Here is a 26,394-nt window from a genome sequence, read left to right as displayed (position 1 = left end):
TCGCTTGCGCCTCCACCGCCTCGGGAACCGGTTCCGCTACGGCGCTCGCATCGGATGCCTCGCCGTCCTGTGTGTCGTGTGGCGCCGATTCCGCCAGCGCGGCGACAGGATCAAGCCCGGCCGATTCCTCGTCCGCGACTGGCGCAACGAACTCCGGCGCATCCTGTCCCGCGACGTTCGGCAGGATGCCGAGCGGATCGAAGGTGTGATCGAAGTCGAGCGTGTAGACCGGCACGTCGTCGTCAAACGGCCTGGTCTCGGCCTCCGGTGCAGGCGTACTGTCAACCTCGTGTTCGACGACGGTGAAGGGCAGCGGGTCCGCTTCGGCAGGCGCCTGTGCGACAGGAGCGTGGGGAAGGGGGGGGGAGCGGCAGCGGGAGCCGGCTCCGGCGCGGCTGGCGTCGGCGCTGCTGGCGTCGGCGCTGCCGGCGCGCGCGCGGCCAGCTTGTCGAGGTCGACCAGGCTGGCGCTGCCGTCGAAGATTTCCTGGCAGGCGCCGCAGCGGACGATGCCCCCGCGCAGCTTGAGCTGGTCCGAGGCGACCCGGAACATCGTGCCGCAGTGGGGGCATTGGGTGGCGAGCGCCATCCGCTTAGCCTTGCGGGGTGGAGCGCGCGGCCGGTACCGTGTCCTGGCCCAGCGTCCCGTGAAGGGCAACCCAGCCGTCCTGCTCGGCCCAGACGCCCAGCTTGATGAAGGGCGCGTAGGCGGCGGCCACTTCCTCGGCCTGGCGCGCCAGCACACCCGACAGCACCAGCGAACCGCCCGGCGCCACGCGGCCGGACAGCATCGGCGCCATCAGCTTCAAGGGGCTCGACAGGATGTTGGCCACCACGATGTCGAACTTGCCGCTTGCATGCAGCGCATTCGACGAGACAGCCAGTTCGTCCGGCACGTAGAAGGTGATCTCGCACCCATTGCGCTCGGCATTCAAACGCGCCGATTCGATGGCCTGCGGGTCGATGTCGACCCCGGCCACGTCGCCCGCGCCCATTTTCTTGGCGACCATCGCCAGGATGCCGGAACCGCAGCCGTAGTCGAGCACCGATTTGCCCGGCTTCGGATGGGCTTCCAGCCATTCCATGCACAGGCGCGTGGTCGGATGGCTGCCGGTGCCGAAAGCCAGGCCCGGATCGAGTTCGAGAATCAACCCGTCAGGATCAGGAGCCTCGTGCCAGCTCGGCACGACCCAGATGTTGGTGCCGATATGGATCGGCTCGAACTGCGACTGCGTCAGGCGCACCCAGTCGGCGTCCGCCACCGCGCGGGTGGAAAACGCCGGCACAGTGGCCAGCTTGATGGCGGCAGCGGCTTCGGCGACGATCGCCGCCTGGTCGGCATCGACATCGGTCAGCGCCACGACACGGCTGTGGTCCCAGGCCGCTTCCTTCGGCTCCATGCCGGGCTCGCCGAACAGCGGGCGTTCCTGCTCGGTGCCTTCGTCGGCGTCTTCCACCGACACCGACAGCGCGCCCGCTTCCATCAAGGCGTCGGAGAGTGCCTCGGCATGCTCGCGTGCGATTTCGATGACGACTTCAGTCCAGCTCATGCATCAGCCTTGTTGTCGAGGGCCAGGGCGACTTTCGTGTCCGGGCGGTTGGCCAGTTTCTGTTCCAGGTAATGGATGTTGGTGCCGCCTTCGATGAAGCGCGCATCGACCATCAGTTCCCGGTGCAGCTGGATGTTGGTGAGGATGCCTTCGACCACCATTTCCGAGAGTGCAATCTGCATGCGGCGAATGGCTTGCTCGCGCGTAGCACCGTAGGAAATTACCTTGCCGATCATCGAGTCGTAATGAGGTGGAACATAATATCCCGCATACGAGTGCGAATCGACACGGATGCCAGGACCGCCCGGCGGGTGCCAGCCAGTGATGCGGCCCGGCGACGGCGTGAATTTGAATGGATCCTCGGCATTGATGCGGCATTCGATCGCGTGGCCGGCCAGCATGATGTCGCGCTGCTTGAAGCGCAGCTTCTCGCCGCAGGCGATGCGGATCTGTTCCTGCACGATGTCGATGCCGGTGATCATTTCGGTGACCGGGTGTTCGACCTGCACGCGGGTGTTCATTTCGATGAAATAGAACTCGCCGTTTTCGTACAGGAATTCGAAGGTGCCGGCGCCACGGTAGCCGATCTTGCGGCAGGCTTCGGCGCAGCGGTCGCCGATCTTCTCGATCAGCTTGCGCGGGATGCCCGGCGCCGGTGCTTCCTCGATCACCTTCTGGTGGCGGCGCTGCATCGAGCAGTCGCGCTCGCCCAGCCAGACGGCATTTTTATGTTCGTCGGCGAGGATCTGGATTTCCACGTGGCGCGGATTTTCCAGGAACTTCTCCATATACACTTCCGGATTGCCAAACGCCGTACCGGCTTCCGTCTTGGTCATCTGCACGGCGTTGAGCAGGGCCGCTTCGGTATGCACGACGCGCATGCCGCGTCCGCCGCCGCCGCCGGCCGCCTTGATGATGACCGGATAGCCGACCTTGCGGGCGGTCTGGATGATTTCCTTCGGGTCGTCCGAGAGGGCGCCGTCCGAACCCGGCACGCAGGGCACGCCGGCGCGGATCATGGCCTGCTTGGCCGAGACCTTGTCGCCCATCAGGCGGATCGAATCGGAGCGCGGGCCGATGAAGACGAAGCCCGATTTTTCCACGCGTTCGGCGAAGTCGGCGTTTTCCGACAGGAAGCCGTAGCCGGGGTGGATCGCTTCGGCGTCCGTGACTTCCGCGGCGCTGATGATGGCCGGCATGTTCAGGTAGCTCAGCGCGGACTGGGCCGGGCCGATGCAGACGGACTCGTCGGCGAGCTTCACGTACTTGGCGTCCTTGTCCGCCTCCGAGTGAACGACCACCGTCTTGATGCCCATTTCGCGGCAGGCGCGCTGGATACGCAACGCGATTTCACCACGATTGGCGATGAGGATTTTTTCAAACATGGTTTAGGTTCGGTGTTTCGATGAGTGCCGGCGCGGTGCGCCGGACTGGTATTCGGAAATCACGGGCCGCGGAGAACAACACGGCCGCGGCAGGGCGGCAAAAGCCGAGGCTTAGCCGATCACGAACAGCGGCTGGCCGAATTCGACTGGCTGGCCATTTTCCACGAGGATCTTGGTCACGACGCCAGACACATCGGCATCGATTTCGTTTAGCAGCTTCATCGCTTCGATGATGCACAGGGTATCGCCTTCCTTGACGTTCGTCCCGACTTCGACGAAGGCGGCAGCGCCCGGAGCGGAGGAACGGTAGAAGGTGCCAACCATCGGCGACTTGACGACGTGGCCGGTTTCCACGGCAACAGCCGGGGCGGGCGCGGCGGCCGGCGCGGCCGATGCCGCTGGCGCCTGCGCGCGGGGGCCGAGAACTGCTGGACGCCGTTCGACGGCATCATGACCATCTGGCCTTGGGGCATTGCGGACGACTTGACGATGCGGACCTTGCTTTCGCCTTCGGTCACTTCGAGTTCAGCGATATCCGATTCGGCGACGAGGTCAATCAAAGTCTTGAGTTTACGTAGATCCATGTGAAACCCCTTGGAATTATTTTGGTATTAAGAGAGTAAAGCAGCGCGCAAAAAGACAGCGCAGCCGAGCATGATGCATGAAGTTGACGTAGATTAATGCTATTTAAGCGCGAAGTCGATGGCAAACCGATATCCGTCGATTCCCAGCCCGCAAATGGTGCCGCGGGCAAGTGCCGACAAATACGAGTGATGGCGGAATGCTTCACGCTGATAAATATTTGAGATATGGACCTCAATAAACGGAATCGCCACCGCTGCCAGCGCATCGCGCAGGGCCACGCTTGTGTGGGTCAGTCCGCCAGGATTGATGACGATCGCCTCGATGCCTTCCTCGCGGGCGGCATGGATGCGGTCGATCAGCGCACCTTCGTGGTTGCTCTGAAAGCAGGAAAGCGACCCGCCCGCTGCCACAGCCTGGGCCGTTGCAGCGCTTTCGATGTCGGCCAGCGTCGCCGCGCCGTACACCGCAGGCTCTCGGGTTCCCAGCAGATTCAGGTTGGGACCGTTAAGCAGCAGTAGCTTTTTCGCCATTTGTTGTAGAGTCTACGCTCGAAAGTCAGGCATTTTGCCGCCAACATCGGGTATTGGCAAGCGATAAAATTCTCCGTGGATAACAGTTACTTGCGCGATGATCGGAAAAGAACGACCGTTCGCGAGCGCTACAAGCCCGCCAGGTCGGCCCGCAGCGCATCGAACTCGAGCTTGCCGAGATAGGTCTTCCGAACTTGCCCGTCGGCACCAATGAGTACCGTGAAGGGCAGGCCGCCGTTCGTATTGCCGAAGGCGCGCGACAGCTCGGTACCGTCCATGCCGCCGACATACAGCGGGTATTTGATATTGTGCTTGGTGGCAAATTCACGCATGGTGTCCGGCGAATCGATGCCGATGCCGATCACGTTAAACCGCTTGCCGCCTTCCGCGTTTGCCAGGCTGGACAGTTCCGGCATTTCCTGTACGCAGGGTCCGCACCAGGTCGCCCAGAAGTTCACCAGCAGGGGTTTGCCTTTCCACTGAGACAGCGCTTGCGGCTTGCCCGATAAATCGTTCAGGGTCTGCGCATATAAGTGAGTAGATGCGGTGTGTGCCGGGCCGGAGCCAGCCGCCCCAGTTGGCGCGATGCTGGTCGTCACCGGCGTCGCTTCCTTCGTCCTGCTGCCAAACACGGCGCCCAGCGCGCCAAAGGCAATTGCCACAGCCACGAAAGCGGCCAGCTTCTTCTTGTTCATTCGTCCTGTTCCAGCGATACGTCGGTCGTCATCAGCGCGCGCAGGCCGGCAGCGTCGACGCGCTGCAGGCGGCCATCGCCGCGGGGCTTGAGTGCACCACGCAAGTCATGAAAATCATACAACTCGGCGTGCACGGCCTCGTTATGCCACAGGAAGCTCACCGTTTCAACGGGATCGTGGCGCGCGCCCTTGAAGTGGGGCGTTTCCGAGATATCTATAGTGACGTTGCGGTTCAGGAGAAACATCTCGACTTCCTTGGCACTGTCGGCGAATAGCTGCAGGTGGATGTCGTCGTGTTCGCCGGCGGTGCCGTTCAGGACGGCGCCCGTGACATAGGGCCGGAACTCGGCCAGCGCGTCCATGACTTCCAGGGCCACGGCGCGCATCGCGTGCACGCGCTCGGCGTGGGCGGCCCCGCCAAACAGTTCCTGGTAGCGCCGTACCTCGTCCTCGATCTGAGTATTGTCGGGCATCAGGTTCGGTGCCGGCTGGTCGACGCCGAGTACCTGGCGCGCCGCTTTCCTGCGCGCCGTGGCGTAGTCGGCGCCGTCTTGCGCGACCATGCGCGCGGCCGTTGCGGCGATCTGGGCGCGCAGCTGCTGAAGGTCATAATTCTGTGTTGGCATCATGAGCTTGATCATACTCTTGAACGAAAAATGGCATCGCGTCGGGTAGAATCGCGTATTCGCTTTACTCCACACGATCATGCACATCCATATCCTCGGCATTTGCGGCACCTTCATGGGCGGCCTGGCGGTTCTGGCGAAAGAGGCAGGACACCGCGTTACCGGTTGCGACGCCAACGTCTATCCTCCGATGAGCACCCAGCTCGAAGCCCAGGGCATCGAGTTAATCCAGGGCTATGGCCCGGAGCAGGTCTCCCTGAATCCCGATCTGTATGTCGTCGGTAATGTGATGACGCGCGGTAATCCGCTGATCGAGGAAATCCTGAACCGCGGCCTGCCTTATGTGTCCGGTCCGCAGTGGATTGGCGAACATATCCTGCGCGAGAAATGGGTGCTGGCAGTCGCCGGCACGCATGGCAAGACCACGACCTCCTCGATGCTGGCCTGGATCCTGGAAGACGCGGGTTATGCGCCCGGCTTCCTGATCGGCGGTGTGCCGATGAACTTCGGCATTTCGGCGCGCCTGCAAGGGGCAACCGACGCCAAGGCGAAGTCCGACTTCTTCGTCATCGAAGCCGACGAATACGACACCGCCTTTTTCGACAAGCGCAGCAAGTTCGTGCACTACCACGCGAAAACGGCCGTGCTGAACAACCTCGAATTCGACCATGCCGACATCTTCCCGGACATCGGCGCCATCGAGACCCAGTTCCACCACCTGGTACGCACCGTGCCGGGCATTGGCCGCCTGGTGGTCAACGGCGACGAAGCCTCGCTGGCGCGGGTGATCAAGCGCGGCTGCTGGAGCGAGAAGGAAACTTTTGGGCTGTCCGGCGGCGTCAACTGGACGCTGGTCGAGCATCCGGGCGGTTCCAGCTTCGACGTCGTCTTCAACAATGAAGTGCAGGGCACGGTCCACTGGGACCTGACCGGCAAGCACAATCGCTCGAACGCGCTGGCCGCGATCGCCGCCGCGCGCCACGTCGGCGTGCCGGTGGCGCAGGCGGTCGATTCGCTGTCGCGTTTCCAGAGCGTGAAACGGCGCATGGAAGTGCGCGGCGTGGTCAACAACGTTACCGTCTACGACGATTTCGCCCACCACCCGACGGCGATCGCCACCACCGTGGGCGGCTTGCGCCAGAAGCTGGGCAATGGCGGGGAAAAATCGGGACGCATCCTCGCCGTGCTCGAGCCGCGCTCGAACACGATGAAACTGGGTGCGATGAAGGACGCGCTGCCGGGCAGCCTGAAGGACGCCGACCTGGTGTTCGGCTTCGGCAGCCAGCAGGCGCTGGGCTGGTCGCTGGCCGATGCCCTGAAACCGCTGGGCGCCATTGCCCACAGCTTCGACCAGATCGATTACCTGGTGCAAGCCGTCGTGCAGGCGGCCCAGCCGGGCGACCACATCCTCGTGATGAGCAATGGCGGCTTCGGCGGCGTGCACCAGAAACTGCTCGAGGCGCTGGCCTGATGAATGCGCGCCCGCACGTCCTGTACCTCCACGGCTTTCGTTCCTCGCCGCGCTCGTTCAAGGCGCGCGTGTTGCAGGAACGGATGACAGCCGCGGGACGCGCGGGCGACCTGATCTGCCCGCAACTGCCAGCCTCGCCGAAAGCGGCGATGGAACTGGCCTTGCTGCTGGCCGAGCGCCATGCACCAGGCAATCTTGCCATCGTCGGTTCCTCGCTGGGCGGCTTCTACGCGACCTGGCTGGCCGAGCGCCTCGGCGTACGCGCCGTGCTGCTCAATCCGGCGGTCGATCCTTTGAATGACCTGGAAAAGCACGTCGGCGTGACCACCGCCTGGCATTCGGATGAACCGTTCGAGTTTCGCCGCGAATACATAGCCGAGCTGGCCGCACTGAAGGTGGAACGCATCACCCGTCCCGAGCGCTATTTCCTGATTGCCGCGACCGGAGACGAGGTATTGGATTACCGCGACATGCTCGCCCACTATGCCGGCGCGCGCCAGCATGTGATCGAAGGCAGCGACCACGCGATCCCGGAATTCCCGCAGTATGTTGACGAGGTGCTGGCGTTTTGCCAGCCGGCCGTGGCGCAGGCGGGCACGGCCTGGTGAGGGGCGCTTCGCTGCGGCTGGCGAAGTGGCATCGCCATGCCGATGCCGTCGGTGCCGCTATCGCCACGCGCGACTGGCTGACGACCAGGGGCTCGCTGACGGCGCGCCTGGTCGCCAGCAGCAAGGCTTTCCGCGTGCGGCGCCTGCACCAGAAAACGGTGCTGTGCTCGCTGGAAGAGGCGAGGGCGATCGGCCTGCCGCGGCGCGAACGGGTCTGGGAGCGCGAAGTCCTGCTGTGCTGCGACGGCCAGCCGGTGGTGTTCGGCCACACCGTGGTGCCGATGTCGGCGACCGCGAGCGACTGGCCGCTGTTTTCCGCGCTGGGCGAACGCTCGCTCGGCACGACCCTGTTTTACGACCCGCTGGTGACGCGCGGGCCGCTGGGTATGCCCGGCTGCGGCCGGGCCACCCCCTGCTGGCGCGCCTGCGTGCGGCGCTGGGCGAGGCCGCCTATGCCGCGGCCGAGCGTGCACTGGACGGAGGGCTTTTCCACGCGCGGCGCTGTGTCTACCGCCGCCGTCAGGGCCTGCTGATGGTCACCGAGGTATTCTTGCCGGCCGTGCTCGATCTGGCTGGCGCAACAATAAAGAACGCGAAATAAGATGAATCTATTTTTTGAAGAATCGGGCGACTTCAAGGTCGGCTCGGTGCTGTCCACGGCCGGTGAAGCCCATCAGGTCGAACTGTCGAGCGGGAAGCGGACCAAGGTCAAAACGAAGGACGTACTCTTGCAATTCGAGAAACCGGCACCCGACGTGCTGCTCGAGGAAGCCAAGGGCATTGCCGCCGAAGTCGATCTCGATTTTCTTTGGGAAGTAGCCGGCCAGGAAGAATTCGGTTTCGCGGAACTCGGCGCCGAATACTTCGGCCACGCGCCGCTGCCTGCCGAGGCCGCCGGCCTGGTGCTGGCCCTGCACAATGCGCCCATCTATTTCTACAAGAAGGGCCGCGGCCGTTACAAGGCGGCGCCCGAGCAATCCCTGCGCGCGGCCCAGGCCGGTATCGAAAAGAAAAAGCAGCAAGCCCTGGTGCAGGCGGCCTATGTCGAAGAACTGAAGGCCGGAAAATTGCCGGAAGCGATGCAGCCGATCGTGGCGCAATTGCTGTTCAAGCCGGACAAGAACACCATCGAATACAAGGCGCTGGAAGCGGCGGCCAACGAACTGCAGACCACGGCGCCGCGCCTGATGCTGGCAACGAAGGGCATCGCTTCGCCCAAGGACCTGCACATGGGCCGTTTCCTGTTCGAGCAGTTTCCGCGCGGTGCCGGTTTCCCGGCGCTGCCGGTGCCGAGCGCTCCGACCTCGCTGCCAACGGCTAATGTTGCCGCCTTCTCGATCGACGACGTCACCACCACCGAGATCGACGACGCCTTCTCGGTCGAACACCTGCTTGACGGCACCGTGCGCGTGGGCATCCACATTGCCGCGCCGGGCCTGGCGATCAAGCCGGACGACGCCATCGACAAGATCGCGCGCAGCCGCATGTCCACCGTCTACATGCCGGGCGACAAGATCACGATGCTGCCGGACGAAGTCGTCAACGCCTTTACCCTGGCCGAAGGCACGACCTGTCCGGCACTGTCGCTGTACGCGACCCTGAACCCGCAGGACTGGTCCGTCATTTCGACCACGACCCGCGCCGAACTGGTGCCGATCGCGAACAACCTGCGCCATAACGACCTCGATGCGCTGGTCAACGAGGAAACGCTGGAAAGCGGCGCCGGTGAGTATCCGCACAAGGCGGAACTGTCGCTGCTGTGGAAATGGGCGCTGCAGCTGGAAGCGGGACGCATGAAAAAGCGCGAGGCGTTCGGCTTGAAACCCGAGCAGGCCAATCGCGTCGACTTCAATTTCTATGTCGAGGACGACGTCGTCTCGATCGTGCGCCGCAAGCGCGGCGCGCCGCTCGACAAGATCGTCGCTGAGCTGATGATTTTCGCCAACAGCACCTGGGGCAAGCTGCTGCACGACTCCGGCGTGCCGGGCATCTACCGTTCGCAGGGCGCTGGCAGCGGCGCCGGTTGGGCAGCAAAAATGCAGGTACGCATGGTCACGCACGCGGCGCCGCACCAGGGCCTCGGTGTCGATCAATATGCCTGGAGCACCTCGCCGCTGCGCCGCTACACCGACCTGGTCAACCAGTGGCAAATCCTCGCCTGCGCCGAGCACGGCGTGACCGCGCCCCTGGTCGCGCCATTCAAGCCGCGCGACGCGACCCTGTTTTCGATTGTCTCGGCCTTCGACGCTGCGTATTCGGCCTATAACGATTTCCAGCAGACCATGGAACGCTACTGGTGCCTGCGCTGGCTGGGCCAGGAGCAGGCCAAGCAGGTCGACGCCGTCGTGCTGAAGGAAGACGTGCTGCGCCTCGTCGACATCCCGCTGGTCATCCGCCTGGCCGGCATGCCGCCGGTGGCGCGCGGTGCGCAAGTGCGCCTGGACATCGTGCGCTGGGACGAAGTCGACCTGACGCTGGAAGCGCGCCTGCTGGAAGTGTGCGCGGCGCCGACCGACGAGGCGCTGGCGGCCGAGGAGGAAGAGGGCGAGGCCGCCGCGGGCGACAGCGGCGAGGCGGCAGTCGAGGAAGTGGTCGAAGCCGAAGGTGCGGTCGCGGCGGTGAGCACGGACGACGCGGCGCCGGTAAACCCGTAGGGTGGGCAGTCCGTGCCCACGCGGTCTGGCGCTTGAAATAATGCGCCGCCGCTATATTTTGACGCGCTTGCATGCCAAAACGCTGCCAAATAGGTAGCTAGCGGCCGCTCCAGGTAATCTTCAAGCCGCGTGTTAGATGACGGCGCCGTTGCGGACCAGGGAGACGTCCGTTACAGCGTGGGCACGTCATTGAAGCCCCGGCTTCAATGACCCCACCCTACGGTCTTCCTCGTGATGCACTTGTTCAGCATTCGTTGCCTCACCACCACCAACTCCCCACACGGCCGTTTCCCACGGTAGAATGCTTGGATTCCCAGATTCAACTGCCGCCCGGCGCCTTCGCGTGAAGCTTTCCCGAGAAAACCGTCCCTTGATGATCGGCCTGGCCGCCTCCGTGGTGGCGCATGCGGTCCTGCTCGCCATCCGCTTCGCTGCGCCCGATGCCTTCCGCCTGGAGCCAGCCGACCCCGGCCTGGAAGTCATCCTGGTCAATGCCAAGCACGCCAACGCGCCAAGCAAGGCCGAGGCCCTGGCCCAGGCAAACCTGGAGGGCGGCGGCACGGCCGATGCGGGCCGCTCCAAGTCGCCACTGCCGGACCTGCGCAGGAACGAGAACGGCGACAGCATCAAGGCCTTGCAACAGCGGATTGCCGAGCTCGAGGAAGAGCAGCAGAACAAGCTGACCCAGGTGCGCAACACGGCCTTCAAGGCGGCGCCGGTCACCGACAAGGACAAGCCGGAGCCCACCCGTACCGGCCACGACGATCTGGAAACGATGAAACAAATCGCGCGCCAGACGGCCGAGATCACACAAACCATCGAAGACCAGAACAAGCGCCCGAAGCGTACTCACATCTCCCCGAGCACGCGCCAGGTCGGCTATGCGCTGTACTACAAGGCGATGCAAAAGCAGGTGGAAGAGGTCGGCACACTGAACTTCCCCCAGAAAAACGGCAAGAAGCTGTATGGCGAACTGGTGGTGTCGATTCCCGTCTTCCAGGATGGCACCATCTACCAGAAAGAGGGCGGACCCCGCATCGAGCGCAGTTCGGGCAATCCGGCGCTCGACCGCGCGGCGCTGGACATCGTACGCCGCGCCGCGCCCTTTGGCGCCTTCCCGCAAAACATGCGCACTTCCGGCAAGGATGACCTCTGGATCGTGATCACGCGCTTTACGTTTACCCGCGAGGAAAAGGTGAAGGCGCAATTGCAGGACAAGGCATGAGTGGCGCCGAGCTCGATCGCTATTGCGTGATCGGCAACCCGATCGCCCACAGCAAGTCGCCCGAGATCCACCCGGTGTTTGCCGCCCAGACCGGCCAGCGGCTCGTCTATGAACGCTGCCTGGCGCCGCTCGACGGCTTCGCCGCTACCGTGCGCGGACTCGTGGCGCAAGGCTACAAGGGCGCCAACGTCACCGTGCCGTTCAAGCTGGAAGCGGCCGCCCTGGCGACGCATTTGTCGGCGCGTGCACGTGCTGCCGGCGCCGTCAACACCCTCAGCTTCATCGATGGCGCCATCCATGGCGACAACACCGACGGCCCCGGGCTGGTGGCCGACATCGTGCGCAACGCCGGCGTGGCGCTGGCAGGCAAGCGCATCCTGCTGCTGGGCGCCGGCGGCGCCGCGCGCGGCATCCTGCTGCCTTTCCTCGAGCAGGGTCCGGAATCGATCCTGCTGGCCAACCGCACCGTCGCCACGGCCGAGGCGCTGGTGGCGAATTTTCCCGGCTTCGGCACGCAGCTGGCGGCCTGCGGCTTCGGGGACATCACGGGCTCTTTCGACATCGTCGTGAATGCGACGTCGGCCAGCCTGAACGCGGACCTGCCGCCCGTGCCAGGCACTGCCTTTACCGAAAAGACACTGGCGGTCGATATCATGTACGGCGACAAGCCGACGCCCTTCATGGCCTTCTCCGCGGCCCAGGGTGCGTGCACCCGTGACGGCCTGGGCATGCTGGTCGAGCAGGCCGCCGAGGCGTTCGCCATCTGGCGCGGCGTGCGGCCGGAGACGGGCGACGTCTTCAGGAAATTACGACACTAAGCAGGCAAACAGGATTCACCTGGCAACCACCATGGCAAAACAAGGCAACACCAAGAGCGGGTCAGGCAAGCGCCGCTGGATCAAATGGATCTTCCTGGGCCCGATACTCGCCTTCATCCTGATCCAGCTGTATTTCTTCGTGCAGGTATGCTGGTTCGTCCATTTCAATCCTGGGTCGACCAGTTTCATGCGCCAGCAGCTCTCCGAACTGCGCGAAAAGAATCCGAAGGCCGAACTGAAGCACCAATGGGTGCCCTACGAGCGCATCTCGACCAACCTGAAACGTGCGGTGGTGGCGTCCGAGGATGCGAATTTCGCCGACCATCCGGGTGTCGATTTCGACGCGCTCGAACGTGCCTACGAGCGCAACAACCGCAAGCACAAGGTGGTTGGCGGCGGCTCCACCATCACCCAGCAGCTGGCCAAGAACCTGTTCCTGTCCGGGAGCAAGAGCTACCTGCGCAAGGGGCAGGAAATGATCATCGCCTTCATGCTGGAGACGATGATGGACAAGCGGCGCATCCTCGAGGTCTATCTCAACGTGGTCGAATTCGGCCGCGGCGTGTTCGGCGCCGAAGCGGCCGCGCGCTATTACTTCCGCACCTCGGCTGCCAACCTGGCGCCGGCCCAGGCTGCGCGCCTGGCCGTGATGCTGCCCAACCCGCGCTACTACGATACCCACCGCAGCACGAATTACCTCGTCAAGCGCACGAACCTGATACAGCGCCGCATGCGCGCCGCCGAGTTGCCTTGAGAGCGAGCAGCCACTGCGCCGGTTGATTGTGTTTCGCTGAAAAACAGCTTAATGCCGGGCGAAACTGTTGTTTCGGGGTGGCCGGGCAGGGGGCTAAGCGGGTACACTTGCGTCAGTTTTGATTCCGGCCGAGAAAGCGCATGATCAACGTATTTGTCCTACAGAATGGCCGCCTGAACCAGGTCCCGATCGCGTCGCGCGCCGACCTGGAGAATGCCGCGCCTGTCTGGGTCGATCTGACCGATCCGGATGACGACGAACGCGCCTGGGTCAAGACAATCTACGGTGTCTCGCTGCCGGGCGAAGACGAGGTCTCGGACATCGAGGCCTCGGCCCGCTACTATGAAGCGGAAAACGGCGACCTGCACCTGCGTACCGATTTCCTGCTCGAAGAGGAAGCCGGCCCCTCGCGTGTCGTCACCGTCGCCTTCATTTTGTCGGGCAAGATGCTGTTCTCGGTGCACTCGGACGATTTACCGGTGTTTCGCCTGGTGCGCATGCGCGCGCGTTCGCGGCCCGGCTCGATTGCCGACTACATGGACGTGCTGCTCGACCTGTACGCCACCGACGCCGAGTACTCGGCCGACGCGCTCGAGGGCATCTACGAGAGCCTGGAGGAAGTCAGCCAGCGCGTGCTGCAAAAGGAATTTACCGACCAGGACGCTGCTGCCGCGCTGAACGCGATTGCCCACGAGGAAGACTTGAACGGCCGCATCCGCCGCAACATGATGGACACGCGCCGCGCCGTCAGCTTCCTGATGCGTGGCCGATTACTGAATTCGGAACAGTTCGACGAGGCGCGCCAGATCCTGCGCGACATCGAATCCCTCGACGGCCACACGTCCTTCCTGTTCGACAAGGTGAACTTCCTGATGGACGCCACCGTCGGCTTCATCAACATCAACCAGAACAAGATCATCAAGATCTTCTCGGTGGCCTCGGTTGCCTTCCTGCCGCCGACGATGATCGCCAGCGTGTACGGCATGAACTTCACCAAGTTTCCAGAGCTGAACTGGAGCTATGGCTATCCGTTCGCGTTGGCGCTGATGGCTGCCACCGCGATTGCCCCGCTGTGGTATTTCAAGAAGCGCGGCTGGCTGAACCTGAATTGAGGACGATGGGGCCGCCGTAGCAGCCCCTTTTTCGCATGGCGCGGGCAGGGCGCGATGAAATATCCTTTCACCTCGCAATGGAAGTGAAATTTTATTTCATTTTCCACTCCGCCACCGGTTCCCGGAATCCTTCGCCGCCATCTTCGCAGCGCAGTTTGCTGACCACCTTGCCGCGCCGCTTGACGAGCAAACCATCTTCGAACTCGGGCGTCGCCCCGTCGGCGCCGCGTGCCACCCGGCTGTAGACCGTATAGGTATAGCCGCCCCGTTCGAACGCGACCGTGGTTTCGCCGCCGCCGACGAGGGGCAGCGTGCTGACCGTAAAGGCCGAGCGCACGGGGCGGCCTGGCTCCGGATAGCGCATCTCGAGGGCGGCAGGGCGGCCGAAGCGGTAGCTGAGCACGCCTTCGCCTTCGGCCGGGCGGCACAGCGAGACGATCTTCGTGCCCACGTGGCAAGCAAACACGACCGGCTCGTGCGGCGCGCACAGCGATTCGGCGCCGGCCGGCAGCAGGCTGCAGGTGGCCGCAGCCACGATGAGCCTGAGGATGAGCCTAGATTCCCAATGCTTTCTTGATGCGTGCAAGGCGCGCTCCCCGATCGTCCAGTCCGTTCAGCCCGCCGTTGACGGCGCGGGTCACGCCCTCGAGATCGTCAAGATCGGCAAGCGCATTTACTTTACGCGTCTCCCAGTAATGGAAAGCCGATTCGATGGCGTATTTGAGCTCGCTCAGCAACAGGTCGGGATCGGCCACGAAATCGCGCGGATCCCCGCTGTCACGGGCGTTGTGCGCCTGCGTGAAGGCTTGGTAGTTCGCCTTGCCGGTCAGCTGGATCAGGCCGCGTCCGCGGTAGCGGTAGCCATCGCCGGATTCCTCGTCGCCATTGCCGAGCCGGTTGGCGTACACATAGGACAGCAGGCGCGCCGGATTGCCGGCATAGCTGTCCTGTTCCAGCCAGAGTTTCGGACGCAGCCGGGCCGGCTGGCCGTCGAGGCCCAGGCGGCAATCGTCGCGCGCACGGTCGTAGCCGGCGGCGCCCCCGCGGCAGCCGAATACCTCGTGCATGCGCGCGGCCGAATAATGGCCATTTTCCTCGCTCGCGCGAAAGCTGCTTTCATGTCCGATCTGGGCGAGAAAATGCGCCAGGCGCAAGGGCGTGTCGACCCCGTAGCGCCGCGCCGCGTCATTGAAGGCGTCGACGATGCCCGCGTAATAGCTGTCTGGATTGGCACCCTCGGCCGCGCGCAGCAGCGCGCTTGTCACCAACGCGCCGCCCGCATGGGGCAGCGGTTGTTGCGAGCGCGGCACCCGCGAACGGGGCGCGCCGGAGGGGAACGTCGAAGTCGCGCCATGGTCAAACCCAGCCGGAGTTGGATCTATCATGGCACAGGCGGTGCTTGCCGCCGCGGCCGCGCGCGCGGGCCGTTTGTGCTCGCTTAAGCGATGCGGGCGAAGACTTTCCGGGCGGCTGCAATCGTCGCGTCGATGACGGCATCGTCGTGCGCAGCCGACACGAAACCGGCCTCGAACATGGCCGGCGCGAAATACACGCCTTCGTCCAGCATGCCGTGGAAGAAGGCGTTGAAGCGCGTCTTGTCGCCCGCCATCATCTGGCCATAGGTCGACGGTACCTTCTCGCTGAAATAGAAGCCGAACATGCCGCCGACGGCGTCGCCGCAGAAGACGATGCCTGCTTCCTTCGCCGCTGCCGTCAAGCCTTCCACCAGCCTGGCGCTGGCAGCGCCGAGGCGCTCGTAGAAGCCCGGCTGCTGCACCAGTTTCAGGGTAGTCATGCCGGCGGCGACCGCCACCGGATTGCCCGACAGGGTGCCGGCCTGGTAGACCGGCCCGATCGGCGCCATCTTCTGCATCAGTTCCGCCTTGCCGCCAAAGGCCGCCACCGGCAGCCCGCCGCCGATGACCTTGCCCAGGGCCGTCAGGTCGGGTGTGATGCCGTACATTTCCTGGGCGCCACCGAGGCCGACGCGGAAGCCACACATCACTTCATCGAAAATCAGCACGGCGCCGTGTTCCGTGCACAGCTCGCGCATGCGTTGCAAGAATTCCTGGGAGGCGCGGATCAGGTTCATGTTGCCGGCCACCGGCTCGACGATCACGCAGGCAATCGTGTCGCCCATCGATGCGAAAGCGTCTTCCAGCTGGGCGACGTTGTTGTAGTCGAGTACGAGCGTGTGCTTCACGAAGTCTTCCGGCACGCCGGCCGAGGTGGGGTTGCCGAAGGTCAGCAAGCCCGAGCCCGCCTTGACCAGCAGCGAATCGGCGTGGCCGTGGTAGCAGCCTTCGAATTTCACGATCTTGTCGCGTCCGGTCGCACCGCGCGCCAGGCGCAGCGCGCTCATCGTCGCTTCCGTGCCCGAGGACACCAGGCGCACCTGTTCGATGGAGGGTACCAGGCGGCAGATTTCCTCGGCGATCTCGATCTCGCCCTCGGTCGGCGCGCCGAAGGAAAGTCCGTTGGCGGCCGCATCCTGCACCGCCTTGATCACTTGCGGGTGGGCGTGGCCGACGATGGCAGGGCCCCAGGAACCGATGTAGTCGATGTAGCGCTTGCCGTCGGCGTCCCAGAAATACGGGCCTTCGGCGCGGGTGATGAAGCGCGGCGTGCCGCCGACCGAACGGAAGGCGCGCACCGGCGAGTTGACGCCGCCGGGTGTGCTCTGCTGGGCGCGGGCGAACAGGATGTCGTTGCGCGATTCTGATGCTGGATTCGTCATGGCGATGCTTTCTTGTTATTGGCCGTGCGCCAGATGCGCGCGGAAAAACGGTTGGGAACGAGCTTGCCCATGCCGAAGCGTTGGGCATGGCGCAGGGCGCCATAAGTGAATTCCTGGGCGGCGGCCAGCGCCTCGGCGGCATCGAGGCCGCGCGCCATCAGCGCCGCCAGCGCGCCGGACAGGGTGGTGCCGGCACCGACGAAGGGGCCGGGCAGGTGTTGCCAGTCGATGGTGGTGACGACGCCGTCGCGGTCGAACAGGGTATTGGCGCGGTTGTTGCCGCTACCGGAGGTGCAGGTGACGAGCACGTACTGGCAGCCGCGCGAGGTCAGTTCGGCGACGTCGATCTCGAGCCCGCCATCGGCCCCGGCTTCGCGCCAGAGTTCGGCCATGCGTCCGAGTTCGGATTGCGACAGCTGCAGGATGGTTGCCTGGGGCGCGAGGATCTGGCGGATCGAGGCGACGATGTCTTCGTCGGACATGCCGGAGTCGGGCAGGGCGGACAGGAAAGGGTCGACGATCAGGGGCACGTCGGCGTAGTCCGAGACGATCTCGGCAATCGCCGCGGCCTGCTCGATGCTGGCGATGGCGCCGATCTTGACGGCGGCGACCGGCATGTCCTCGAGCACCTGGCGCGCCTGGTCGGCCATGACGCCGGTGTCGACTTCATGCCATTCCTCCACGCGTGCGCTGTCGGCCACCAGCAGGGCGGTGGGGATCGAGAGCGCATGGCAGCCGTGGGCGGCGAAGGTGGCCAGGTCTGCCTGAACGCCAAGGGCGCCGACAGGGTCGGCCACGCCAAAAGTGAGAATCAGCGGAGACGGTTGGATTTGCACGACGGGTAGATTAAGATACCTGATTCCCCATTTTACTAGATCGAAGGAACGAAAACGTGAGTAACGAGATGACCGCGACCGCTTACCAGACCTGGATGTGCCTGATCTGCGGCTGGGTCTACGACGAAGAAGCGGGCGCGCCGGAAGACGGCATCGCGCCAGGCACGCGCTGGGCCGACGTGCCGATGAACTGGACCTGTCCCGAGTGCGGCGCGCGCAAGGACGATTTCGAGATGACCGCCATCTGATGGCCTGTCGCGGCGCCGCCTGCGCCGCGACTCCCGCAAGGCCTGCCTTTCAGGTACGCCTTGTACCCACCCTCCCGCCTCGCTGCACGCCGCAGCTAAACGCCTTTTCCCGCGCTCCGCCCGCAAAACGAGACGACATCCGTTTTCGCTCATTTCATTGTCTTTTAAATAATTTCGTTATCAAAACATTTATTAATGATATCGAAACTTCTAGCATTTCCGACAATAAACTCTTTCTTTCGTTTTCTTTGGGTTGATATTGCGCAACACCTTGCGCACAAGCCAAAATCCCTATGCTATCTTGACGGTTCATGCTGAATTGAAACTAAAATGACGACATCGCAGCAAGCAACCGGCCTGACCGTCATGGTGGTCGATGACAGCAACACGATCCGCCGCTCGGCCGAAATCTTCCTCACCCAGGCCGGTTACCACGTGGTACTGGCCGAGGATGGTTTCGACGCGCTGGCCAAGATCAACGACCATCATCCGGCATTGGTGTTTTGCGACATCCTGATGCCGCGACTCGATGGTTACCAGACCTGCGCCCTGATCAAGAAGAGCGCACGGTTCCATACCACGCCGGTGATCATGCTGTCCTCCAAGGATGGCCTGTTCGACCGCGCACGCGGTGCCATGGTCGGGTCGAGCGCGTACCTGACCAAGCCATTTTCCAAAGACACCCTGCTCGCGGCCGTCCGCGAGCATACGGCCCCCAAAGCCTGATTAACCGATTCCGGAACCTCCCGTGGCCATTACCAAAGTCCTCATCGTCGACGATTCGCCGACCGAACGCTATTACCTGACCGATATCCTGGTGAAGAACGGATTCTCCGTCTCCACCGCCGAAAGTGGCGAAGATGCCCTGTCGAAGATCCGCGCCGACCGCCCGCACCTGATCCTGATGGATGTGGTGATGCCCGGTTCGAACGGCTTCCAGGTCACCCGCTCGATCGTGAAGGATCCCGAGTTCGCCAATGTGCCCGTCATTATCTGCAGCAGCAAGAACCAGGAAACCGACCGTATCTGGGGCATCCGCCAGGGCGCCAAGGATTATTTCGTCAAGCCGGTCGATCCAGAGCAGCTGCTGGCTCGCATTGCAGAACTGGGTGCTTGAGTGAACGCCGCTGTCGGCAGCAGCACGCTCGCGCCGCAGGCGGCCCGCCGCTCGCGCCTGCGCGACTACCAGACGCAGCTGCTGGCACGCATGCAGGCGGCCCACGAAGGTACCGGCACCGCCCAGCACCACCGGGCGTGGCCATTGGCAGCGAGCGTTTCCTCGTCGAGCTGGCCGAAGCGGGCGAGATCGTCTCGCCGCTGCCGCTGGCGCGCGTGCCGCTGACCGAGCCCCGGTACTGGGCCTGGCCAACGTGCGCGGCAGCCTGCTCGGCGTGATCGACATGGCACGCTACTTCGGCATGGACGCCGGCGCCGGTCCCGACGCGCGCCTGGTATCGCTGGCGCCGCGCCGGGCTTCAACTGCGCGCTGCTGGTATCGCGTGTGTATGGCCTGCGCCGCGCCGCCGCCATGACCCGCGAAGGAACACCGGAAGCGCCGCGCTTGCGCGACGCCGATGACCAAGTATGGACGCCGCTGTCGCTGGCGTCGCTGGTGCAGGAAGAACGTTTCCTGCATGTCGCACTCAAGTCTCTCTAACTTCAATTACAAAAAGCCGTAGCACCAGGAGCCGCAATGGGAACCGCGTCAAAGACTATCGATATTCTTCCAAACGGGAACAGCGAGGACGACACCGTGTTGGCCTCGCCGGACACCCAGTTCGGCCTGCATGCTGCGGAGGAGGCTGACTCCGAACCCGCACCGGACGCCGTCAAAGGCGACGCCGAGGTGCTGCCTCCCGAGGAGCTTGCCGCCGTGGCAGCCGCCGGCACGGCCACCACGGCCCTGCAGCGCCTGACCGGCATGGTCCGCTCGGCGGGCGGCTTCAACGACGATGACGACGAAGGCAGCCAGTTCACGCTGCCCTTCATCGGCCACATGTCGCTGCCGCGCCAGCTGCGCCTGCTGATGGTGCTGTTCGCGCTCGGTATCTCGGTGATGGTGCTCGGTATGTGGCAGGGCGCCCGCGTCAATGCCAAGGTGGCGGCGCAGATCCAGGTGGTCGGCGACATCATGATGCACAGCCAGCGCGTCGGCAAGGCAGCCCCGAACGCGCTGTCGGGCAGCCCGGATTCCTTCGACCAGCTCAACGAAAGCCACACCGAGGTCGAGCGCAAGCTGGGCCTCCTGACCCGCGGCGGCGACGTCGGCACCGTCAACGTGCCGGCCGCCAGCGGCCGCCAGGGTACCCAGCTGCAGCGCGTGCGCGCCACCTGGAAAGCGTCCGAGCAGGGCGCGGTCAATATCATCAAGATGAAGCCGGCACTGATCGCCTTCGACCGCAGCGTGCGCCAGCTCGACGGCATGGCGACCGAGATGCTCAAGCTGACCGAAGACCTGATGACCCAGAACGTGGAACGCGGCGCCAGCGCGAAAGAACTCGCCGCGATCGGCCGCATGATGATGCTGACGCAGCGCCTGGCGCGCGGCGCCAACCAGTTCTTCGCCATCGGCGCGCCGGGCGACGACGCCGCGGTGCGTATCGGCGCCGACGCCGCCGCTTTCGAATTCGCCCTCGGTACGGTGCTCAACGGCGCCGCCGCCCAGCGCAACCCCGACCTGCGCGAAAAGCTGATCCAGGTGCAGACCCGCTTCCAGTCCTTCCGCAAGGACTTCGCTCCCTTCCTCGACAACCCGGCCGCGTACTCGAAAGCCCGCGCCGCCGCCCGTACCATCCACCGCGACAACGAACTGGTGAAGAAGGAAGTGGCCGCCCTGCAGTCGGGTTACTTCGAACAGCAGGCTACCCAGAGCGGCTGGTTCTGGATGCGTATCGTGGCGACCGTGCTCGCCGTGATCTCCGCACTCTCGATCGCCAGCGTCATGGTGCAGGACTCGCGCATCCGTGCCCGCAGCGCCGACGTCCGTACCCGCGAAGCCGAGGTGCAGCGCCAGCTGGCACAGGCCCAGGAAGAACAAGCCAAGGCCACCAACGACCAGAACCAGGCCGCGATTCTGCGCCTGATGAACGAACTGCAGGAAGTGGCGGACGGTGACTTGACCGTGCACGCCACCGTGTCGGAAGACATCACCGGCGCGATCGCCGACTCGGTCAACTACACGGTCGAGGAACTGCGCGGCCTGGTGCAGCGCGTGACCACCACCGCCGAGAAGGTGACGCTGGCATCGAACGACGCGCAGCAGGTGTCGGCCGAACTGCTGGGTGCAACCGAAGAGCAGTCGCGCGAGATCGAGGACGCGTCTTCCACCGTCCTGCGCATGGCCGGGGAAATTACCGACGTGTCGAAATCGGCGAACGAATCGGCCGACGTGGCGCGCCAGTCGGTTGCCGCGGCGGAGCAGGGCGCCAACGCCGTGCAGGATGCCATCTCGGGCATGCACGAGATCCGCGAACAGATCCAGGAAACCTCGAAGCGCATCAAGCGCCTGGGCGAATCCTCGCAGGAGATCGGCGAGATCACCGAGCTGATTTCCGACATTACCGAACAGACCAACGTGCTGGCGCTGAACGCGGCGATCCAGGCGGCGTCCGCTGGCGAAGCCGGCCGCGGCTTCTCGGTCGTTGCGGAAGAGGTGCAGCGCCTGGCGGAACGCTCGGGCGAAGCGGCCAAGCAGATCGGCGCGCTGGTGCGTACCATTCAGACCGACACCCACGACGCCGTCGCGGCAATGGAAAAATCGACCCAGGGCGTGGTCGAGGGTGCCCGCCTGTCGGACGCCGCCGGCGCCGCACTGGCCGACATTTCGCGCGTGTCGAACCGCCTCGCCGAACTGATTCAGGGCATTTCGTTCGCTACCAGCCTGCAGGCCACCTCGGCCAACGGCGTTGCGCGTAACATGCAGCATATCCTGTCGGTCACGGAGCATACGCAGGCCGGTACCCGCCAGACGGCGCAGTCGATTCATCAGCTGGCTGCACTGGCACAGGAACTGAAAAACTCGGTATCGCGCTTCCGCGTCGCCCATTGATGTTGCTCCACGAACGATTCATCGCCATGACTTCACCTTTGCACATGGTCGCCTTCGATACCGGTCCCCTATCCTGGGTGATCGGCGAGATCCGCGACGCGCTCGAGCGTTCGGGCAGCGCCTTGCTGGACGCGGCCACGGGATCGAGCGACGCGCAGCCGACGCTGCTGCTGCACGCGAAGACGCACCTGCACCAGGCGCACGGTGCGCTGCAGATGGTGGACGTGGAAGGCGTAGGCCTGCTCACTGGCGCGGCCGAGCGTGCGCTCGACGCGTTCAAGGACGGCAAGCTGGCCTGTACGCCTGACACGGCACAGGCCGTGCGCGATGCCTACGGCGCGATCGGCGAATACCTCGAGGAGCTGGTGGCCGGCACCCAGCCGCAGCCGCTGCGCCTGTTCCCGTATTACCGCGCGCTGCAGGAATTGCTGCGCGTGGAGCGCATCCACCCGTCCGAGCTGCTGTCCGTCGACGGCCTGGTCACGCTCGATTTGCCGCCACCCTCGGGTGGCGCGCCCGATTACGCACGCTGCCGCGCAAGTTTCGAAAAAGCGCTGCTGCCTTACCTGAAGAGCAGCGACGACGCGCCGCGCGCCCGTCACGCCCAGGCGCTGAGCGAAGCGCTCGCGCCCCTGGCCGACGCCAGCATCGATGCGCGTGCACGCACCTTCTGGAGCGCGCTGCACAGCGTTGCCGCGCTGGTTGGATCGCAGCAGCTCGCGGGCGACCTGTACATCAAGCAGCTGTTCAGCCAGGTCAACTCGCAGCTGCCCGAGCCCAGGGGCAAATGCAGCTGGCCGACGCGCTGCTGCGCGACGCCCTGTTCTTCATCGCCGCCGCGCCTCAACTCGACGAGAACACCGACGCGGCCCAGCTGCGCCGCGCCTTCCGTCTCGATGGTGCCGTGCCGGCCGACTACAACGAGCGCCGCTACGGCAAGGTCGACCCGAACGCGCTGAAGGAAGCCAAGGAAGCGCTGGCCCGCTCGAAGTCCGACTGGGACCAGCTGGCCGTGCGTGCCGACGCCGGCTGCGAAGCCGATTTCAACGAAGCGCTGGCCACGCTCGCCGGCGCCAGCGACAAGCTGGGCGCGCCGGCCCTGGCGCAGCTGCTGCGCGAACTCGGCGAGGCGGCCAATGCATCGATCGCCTCCGGCCGCAGCGACCAGTTCGGCCTCGAGATGGCCACCGCCATGCTGTTCGTCGAGCAGGGCCTGGACCAGGTGCGCCAGCTGCCGGCCGATTTCGACCAGCACGCAGAAGTGGTGGGCCAGCGCTTGCTGGCCCTTGCCGCCGGCGACACGCTGCCGGCCGCACCGCAATGGCAGAACGAACTGACCCGCCAGACCCAGCAGGGCCAGACCGTGGCCGTGCTGGCGGGTGAAATCAAGAATGGCCTGCGCCAGGTCGAAAAGCTGCTCGACGAGTATTACGACGAGCCGCAAGGCAAGCGCGCCGCGCTGCACCATGCCGGCACCCAGCTGCACCAGGTCGAAGGCGCGCTCTCCATCCTCGACCAGGATGCCGCCGCCCGTACCGCGCAGCACGTGCGCGAAGCCGTGGCGCGGCTGGCCGAAGGGGACGGCGACGTCCAGGCCCAGTCCGGCGCACTGCACAACATCGCGCGCAACATCGGCGCGCTCGGCTTCTTCACCGACATGCTGGCGCAGAACGGCGACAGCGCCCGCAGCCGCTTCGTCTTCGACGCCGAAGCCGGGCTGCTGCTTGAACTGAGCTACGAACAGCTGGCAGCGAAGGATGCGCCGGCTGAAACGACCGACACCTTGTCGGTTGCTGAACTGGCAACCGCGCCGGATACCGCGCCGGATACCGCGTCGGATACCGCGCCGGATACCGCGTCGGATACCGCGCCGGAGGCCACACCGGTTGCCGAAGCGGACACGCCGGCGGTGCACGCCCCCGCGGAAGTGGGAGCGACCCAGCTTGCGCCGGCCGCGCCCGCGCCCGCGCTTGATGCCGACATGGCCGGCGTCGACGCCGAGCTGCTCGAGATCTTCATCGAAGAGGCCGACGAGGTGCTGGGCGTGGTGGCGGCGACGCTGCCTGTCCCGGAGCGCGAGCCGAGCGCCCAGGACTCGATGACGATCGTGCGCCGCGCCTTCCACACGCTCAAGGGCAGCGCGCGGATGGTGAACCTCGATACCTTCGGTGGCGCCGCCGCCGCGATCGAACGTGTACTGAACGTCTGGCTGGCCGACAGCCGCAGCGCCACGCCCGACCTCTTGCTGCTGGTGGCCCATGCGCACGCGCAGCTGGCACCGTGGGTGGCGGAGCTGGCACAAGCCGGCTATTCGCGCCGCGACGGCCTCGCGCTGATCGCCTGCGCCGAACGCGTGCAGGCAGGCGAAGCTTTTGTCGCCGGCGAGGAGACAGCGGTCGAGGCGCCGGTGCTGGCCGAAGCGGAAGCGGAAGCGCCGGTTGTCGCGCAAGCCGACGAGGAAGGCGACGCGCAAGCCCCGTTGGCCATCGAGTCGGATGTGTCCACGGACGAAGCGGGCGAGCTTGCAGTACAGGCTGACGCGGAAGACATGACGGCAGCCGGCGAGCACCTTGCCGTCGAAGCCGAGGCGGATGCCGAGGCCGTAATCGAGGCCGACACCGAGGCCGACACCGACTTCACCGAGTCGGACCTTGCCGTTGTCGAAGCCGGCACTACCGGCGTCCAGTCCGAAGCCGAAGCCGGCGTCGACGCGGAAGCGGCTGTCGACGCGAGCGACGCCGTGGACGCTGCCGCTGCGCCGGAACACATTGCGCAGGACGCGGAACCGGTGGGCGAGCACGAGGCCAGCAATGTCATCGCACTGCCGACGGCCACCCGCCCGGTACCGGCGCCCGAGGACGGCATCCGCCGTGTCGGCACGCTCGAGATTCCGCTGGGCCTGTACAACATCTATGTTGCCGAGACCGACGAGCTGCTGCGCGTGCTCGAGCGCGATTTCAGCGAATGGCGCCATGAGCCGGGCCGCGCCGTCACCGAAGACGCGCTGAAAGCCGCGCACACGCTGGCCGGTACATCCAGCACGGTCGGCTTCGTCGACCTGCGCGACCTGGCCGAGGCCATCGAAACGACGCTCGAACAGCTGGGCGCTCCTGCGCCAACGCTGAGCGCCACGCAGCACGACGTGCTCGAGGCCGCGCTGGAGAGCGTACGCGGCATGCTGCAGGCATTCTCGCGCGACGAACTGGTACCGGCCGGGACGCGATGCTGGAGCAGCTCGCCGTCCTGCGCGACGAGCTGACCTCGTATCACGCCGCGGCCGCCTATGGCGAAGCCGAGCCGGAACTGGCCGGGCATCTCGATTCCCTGTTCGAGCAGACCTATGACAGCCTGCTGAGCGACCCGCCGGTGTTCGAAGAGGCGGCGCCGGCGGCGCAGCTGGACGCCGCGCCGGCCGACAGCCAGGTCGACGACCTGTTCGGCCTGGACTTCGACGACCTGTTCGATACGCCGGCGCCTGCGCAGGCCGAAGCCGAAGCGCAGGCAGCCGAAGAAGCCGACGTTGCACCGGAAGCGCTTGCTGCCGATGAAGCCATCGCGCCGGCGGCCGATCCGGAGCCCGAACTCGAGGCACAAGCCGCGCTGGAGCCGGAGCTGGAGACTGGCGTAGCAGCCGAAGTCGAAGCTGAGCCGGAGCTGGATACTGAAGTAGCAGCCGAAGCCGAAGCCGAAGCCGAAGCCGAAGCCGAGCCGGTGTTGGGGGCCGAAGCGCAATCCGACGCTGAATCAATCGTCGAAGCGCAGGCCGAGCCGGCGTTCGAAGAAGAAGCCGAGCCGGAATTGCAGCCGGAAGCGGAAGCGGAAGCGGAAGCGGAACGAGAGCAGGAAGCTGAGCTGGAGGCCGTCGGGCTGGAGGCCGCGGAGGAGCCTGCGCTCCAGGCTGAGCAGGAACCTGAGCTGGAAGCACAGGTCGCCGAGCCGGAAGCCGTAGAGGAACCCGAGCTCGCAGCCGAACAGGAACCTGAGCTGGTCATCGCACAGGAACCTGACGCGGAACGCGAGCAGGAAACCGCAGAGCAACCCCAGGCGGAGGAACCCGCAGCGCAGTCCGAGTCCGAACTCGACGCTGTCGCCGAGCCAGTGCTCGCAGCCGAAGAGGAAGCACAGCCGGAACCGGTGCCGGAAGCCGCAGCGCAGCCCGAGCAGGCGCCGCAGGGTGCGGAACCGGCTCCGCAAGCCCCGCTGTATGTGCAGCCGCTGGCCGAACCGGAAACGGTTGCCCGTCCGCTGGCACTCGACACGACGGCCGGCCTGCTGCCGGTCGAGCCGATGCTGCGCGACGACCTCGACGCGGACCTGCTGCCGATCTTCCCGGAAGAAGCCGCCGACCTGCTGCCGCAGATCGGCAACGGCCTGCGCCAGTGGCAGCACAATCCGCAGGATCCGGCACCGGCGCAAGGCCTGCTGCGGACGCTGCACACGGTCAAGGGCAGCGCCCGCATGGCTGGTGCGATGCGCATCGGCCAGCACACCCACGAACTGGAAACCCAGGTCG

The 26,394-nt window shown here is 65.1% G+C and carries 28 protein-coding genes and 2 pseudogenes; 18 read left to right on the top strand and 12 right to left on the bottom strand.

Annotation, left to right across the window (positions count from 1 at the left end; all coding sequences use genetic code 11):
* Positions 1–36: 36 nt before the first annotated feature.
* From G4G28_RS28640 to G4G28_RS21420, 7 genes and pseudogenes are all read right to left on the bottom strand, one after another.
* Positions 37–552: a zinc-ribbon domain-containing protein gene (locus G4G28_RS28640; RefSeq protein ID WP_308602554.1), complete on the bottom strand. Its 516-nt coding sequence runs from the start codon at positions 550–552 to the stop codon at positions 37–39.
* 40 nt (positions 553–592) lie between these two features.
* Entirely contained in the window at positions 593–1,549 is a 957-nt protein-coding gene (gene prmA, locus G4G28_RS21445) for a 50S ribosomal protein L11 methyltransferase (RefSeq protein ID WP_182989848.1), read from the bottom strand.
* On the bottom strand, positions 1,546–2,934 hold the full coding sequence (gene accC / locus G4G28_RS21440; RefSeq protein WP_182989847.1) for an acetyl-CoA carboxylase biotin carboxylase subunit: 1,389 nt from the start codon (positions 2,932–2,934) through the stop codon (positions 1,546–1,548). The genes prmA and accC overlap by 4 nt, the downstream gene beginning before the upstream one ends.
* Before the next feature lie 111 nt (positions 2,935–3,045).
* Positions 3,046–3,518: pseudogene (gene accB, locus G4G28_RS21435) on the bottom strand (acetyl-CoA carboxylase biotin carboxyl carrier protein).
* 99 nt (positions 3,519–3,617) lie between these two features.
* Positions 3,618–4,049, bottom strand: a complete 432-nt coding sequence (gene aroQ / locus G4G28_RS21430; RefSeq protein ID WP_182989845.1) for a type II 3-dehydroquinate dehydratase — start codon at positions 4,047–4,049, stop codon at positions 3,618–3,620.
* A 128-nt stretch (positions 4,050–4,177) separates the two neighbouring features.
* The gene (locus G4G28_RS21425) at positions 4,178–4,744 is read right to left on the bottom strand and encodes a TlpA disulfide reductase family protein (RefSeq protein WP_182989844.1); all 567 of its coding nucleotides are present in this window, start codon (positions 4,742–4,744) and stop codon (positions 4,178–4,180) included.
* Positions 4,741–5,373, bottom strand: coding sequence for a hypothetical protein (locus tag G4G28_RS21420; protein WP_182989843.1), 633 nt, complete (start codon positions 5,371–5,373; stop codon positions 4,741–4,743). Before G4G28_RS21420 ends, G4G28_RS21425 begins: the two co-directional genes overlap by 4 nt.
* 112 nt (positions 5,374–5,485) lie before the next feature.
* Here G4G28_RS21420 and mpl point away from each other — a divergent pair, with 112 nt between their 5' ends.
* The 8 genes from mpl to corA all read left to right on the top strand — a co-directional run bounded on the left by mpl (position 5,486) and on the right by corA (position 14,012).
* Entirely contained in the window at positions 5,486–6,841 is a 1,356-nt protein-coding gene (gene mpl / locus G4G28_RS21415) for a UDP-N-acetylmuramate:L-alanyl-gamma-D-glutamyl-meso-diaminopimelate ligase (RefSeq protein WP_229508113.1), read from the top strand.
* A complete protein-coding gene (locus G4G28_RS21410) occupies positions 6,841–7,449 on the top strand; it encodes a YqiA/YcfP family alpha/beta fold hydrolase (RefSeq protein ID WP_182989841.1) in 609 nt (202 codons plus the stop codon). Before mpl ends, G4G28_RS21410 begins: the two co-directional genes overlap by 1 nt.
* The gene (locus tag G4G28_RS21405; RefSeq protein ID WP_308601249.1) at positions 7,446–7,982 is read left to right on the top strand and encodes a chorismate lyase; all 537 of its coding nucleotides are present in this window, start codon (positions 7,446–7,448) and stop codon (positions 7,980–7,982) included. The genes G4G28_RS21410 and G4G28_RS21405 overlap by 4 nt, the downstream gene beginning before the upstream one ends.
* A 69-nt stretch (positions 7,983–8,051) precedes the next feature.
* Entirely contained in the window at positions 8,052–10,103 is a 2,052-nt protein-coding gene (locus tag G4G28_RS21400; protein ID WP_183107809.1) for a ribonuclease catalytic domain-containing protein, read from the top strand.
* A gap of 373 nt (positions 10,104–10,476) precedes the next feature.
* Complete coding sequence (locus G4G28_RS21395) at positions 10,477–11,328, top strand: energy transducer TonB (RefSeq protein ID WP_182991628.1); 852 nt, start codon at positions 10,477–10,479, stop codon at positions 11,326–11,328.
* Positions 11,325–12,146 (top strand): shikimate dehydrogenase, encoded by an 822-nt coding sequence (gene aroE / locus G4G28_RS21390; protein WP_182989838.1) that lies wholly within the window; start codon positions 11,325–11,327, stop codon positions 12,144–12,146. Before G4G28_RS21395 ends, aroE begins: the two co-directional genes overlap by 4 nt.
* Positions 12,147–12,177: 31 nt before the next feature.
* Positions 12,178–12,900: a monofunctional biosynthetic peptidoglycan transglycosylase gene (mtgA, locus tag G4G28_RS21385; RefSeq protein WP_182989837.1), complete on the top strand. Its 723-nt coding sequence runs from the start codon at positions 12,178–12,180 to the stop codon at positions 12,898–12,900.
* Between the two features lie 140 nt (positions 12,901–13,040).
* The gene (gene corA, locus G4G28_RS21380) at positions 13,041–14,012 is read left to right on the top strand and encodes a magnesium/cobalt transporter CorA (protein ID WP_182989836.1); all 972 of its coding nucleotides are present in this window, start codon (positions 13,041–13,043) and stop codon (positions 14,010–14,012) included.
* 91 nt (positions 14,013–14,103) lie between these two features.
* Here the strand turns inward: corA and G4G28_RS21375 are convergent, their stop codons facing one another.
* The 4 genes from G4G28_RS21375 to G4G28_RS21360 all read right to left on the bottom strand — a co-directional run bounded on the left by G4G28_RS21375 (position 14,104) and on the right by G4G28_RS21360 (position 17,585).
* Positions 14,104–14,547, bottom strand: a complete 444-nt coding sequence (locus G4G28_RS21375) for a hypothetical protein (protein WP_182989835.1) — start codon at positions 14,545–14,547, stop codon at positions 14,104–14,106.
* A gap of 19 nt (positions 14,548–14,566) precedes the next feature.
* Positions 14,567–15,277, bottom strand: a complete 711-nt coding sequence (locus G4G28_RS21370) for a glycoside hydrolase family 19 protein (RefSeq protein ID WP_202033862.1) — start codon at positions 15,275–15,277, stop codon at positions 14,567–14,569.
* A 173-nt stretch (positions 15,278–15,450) separates the two neighbouring features.
* On the bottom strand, positions 15,451–16,749 hold the full coding sequence (gene hemL, locus G4G28_RS21365; RefSeq protein WP_183107808.1) for a glutamate-1-semialdehyde 2,1-aminomutase: 1,299 nt from the start codon (positions 16,747–16,749) through the stop codon (positions 15,451–15,453).
* Positions 16,746–17,585 carry a hydroxymethylpyrimidine/phosphomethylpyrimidine kinase gene (locus tag G4G28_RS21360; protein WP_183107807.1) on the bottom strand — a complete coding sequence of 280 codons (840 nt, stop codon included), beginning with the start codon at positions 17,583–17,585 and terminating at the stop codon, positions 16,746–16,748. The genes hemL and G4G28_RS21360 overlap by 4 nt, the downstream gene beginning before the upstream one ends.
* A 68-nt stretch (positions 17,586–17,653) precedes the next feature.
* On the opposite strand from G4G28_RS21360, the gene G4G28_RS21355 reads away from it, so the two are divergent.
* Complete coding sequence (locus tag G4G28_RS21355; protein WP_182991627.1) at positions 17,654–17,833, top strand: rubredoxin; 180 nt, start codon at positions 17,654–17,656, stop codon at positions 17,831–17,833.
* 154 nt (positions 17,834–17,987) lie between these two features.
* Here G4G28_RS21355 and G4G28_RS21350 read toward each other — a convergent pair whose 3' ends face one another.
* Positions 17,988–18,146 (bottom strand): hypothetical protein, encoded by a 159-nt coding sequence (locus G4G28_RS21350; RefSeq protein ID WP_182989833.1) that lies wholly within the window; start codon positions 18,144–18,146, stop codon positions 17,988–17,990.
* A gap of 17 nt (positions 18,147–18,163) precedes the next feature.
* On the opposite strand from G4G28_RS21350, the gene G4G28_RS21345 reads away from it, so the two are divergent.
* The 9 genes and pseudogenes from G4G28_RS21345 to G4G28_RS28630 form a co-directional block, all read left to right on the top strand.
* Complete coding sequence (locus tag G4G28_RS21345; protein WP_182989832.1) at positions 18,164–18,559, top strand: PleD family two-component system response regulator; 396 nt, start codon at positions 18,164–18,166, stop codon at positions 18,557–18,559.
* 22 nt (positions 18,560–18,581) lie between these two features.
* The gene (locus G4G28_RS21340) at positions 18,582–18,950 is read left to right on the top strand and encodes a PleD family two-component system response regulator (RefSeq protein WP_275944328.1); all 369 of its coding nucleotides are present in this window, start codon (positions 18,582–18,584) and stop codon (positions 18,948–18,950) included.
* 137 nt (positions 18,951–19,087) lie between these two features.
* Entirely contained in the window at positions 19,088–19,228 is a 141-nt protein-coding gene (locus G4G28_RS27005) for a hypothetical protein (protein WP_229507768.1), read from the top strand.
* Positions 19,204–19,365, top strand: coding sequence for a hypothetical protein (locus G4G28_RS27000; RefSeq protein WP_229507767.1), 162 nt, complete (start codon positions 19,204–19,206; stop codon positions 19,363–19,365). Before G4G28_RS27005 ends, G4G28_RS27000 begins: the two co-directional genes overlap by 25 nt.
* Positions 19,362–19,490 carry a hypothetical protein gene (locus G4G28_RS27665; RefSeq protein ID WP_267875256.1) on the top strand — a complete coding sequence of 43 codons (129 nt, stop codon included), beginning with the start codon at positions 19,362–19,364 and terminating at the stop codon, positions 19,488–19,490. Before G4G28_RS27000 ends, G4G28_RS27665 begins: the two co-directional genes overlap by 4 nt.
* A gap of 36 nt (positions 19,491–19,526) precedes the next feature.
* On the top strand, positions 19,527–21,881 hold the full coding sequence (locus G4G28_RS21330; RefSeq protein WP_183107806.1) for a methyl-accepting chemotaxis protein: 2,355 nt from the start codon (positions 19,527–19,529) through the stop codon (positions 21,879–21,881).
* 26 nt (positions 21,882–21,907) lie between these two features.
* Complete coding sequence (locus G4G28_RS26995; RefSeq protein ID WP_229507765.1) at positions 21,908–22,840, top strand: Hpt domain-containing protein; 933 nt, start codon at positions 21,908–21,910, stop codon at positions 22,838–22,840.
* Positions 22,841–23,061: 221 nt separating this feature from the next.
* Positions 23,062–25,140, top strand: a complete 2,079-nt coding sequence (locus G4G28_RS28635; RefSeq protein WP_308602551.1) for an Hpt domain-containing protein — start codon at positions 23,062–23,064, stop codon at positions 25,138–25,140.
* Positions 25,104–26,384 (top strand): annotated as a pseudogene (locus tag G4G28_RS28630) (Hpt domain-containing protein); the annotation flags it as partial. The gene G4G28_RS28635 and the pseudogene G4G28_RS28630, both read left to right, overlap by 37 nt.
* Positions 26,385–26,394: the final 10 nt, after the last annotated feature.

The organism is Massilia sp. Dwa41.01b (genome assembly GCF_014171775.1).
Classification (GTDB): domain Bacteria; phylum Pseudomonadota; class Gammaproteobacteria; order Burkholderiales; family Burkholderiaceae_D; genus Telluria.
The sequence above is the reverse complement of the archived record's forward strand: the minus strand, read 5'-3'. Positions and strand labels throughout refer to the sequence as shown.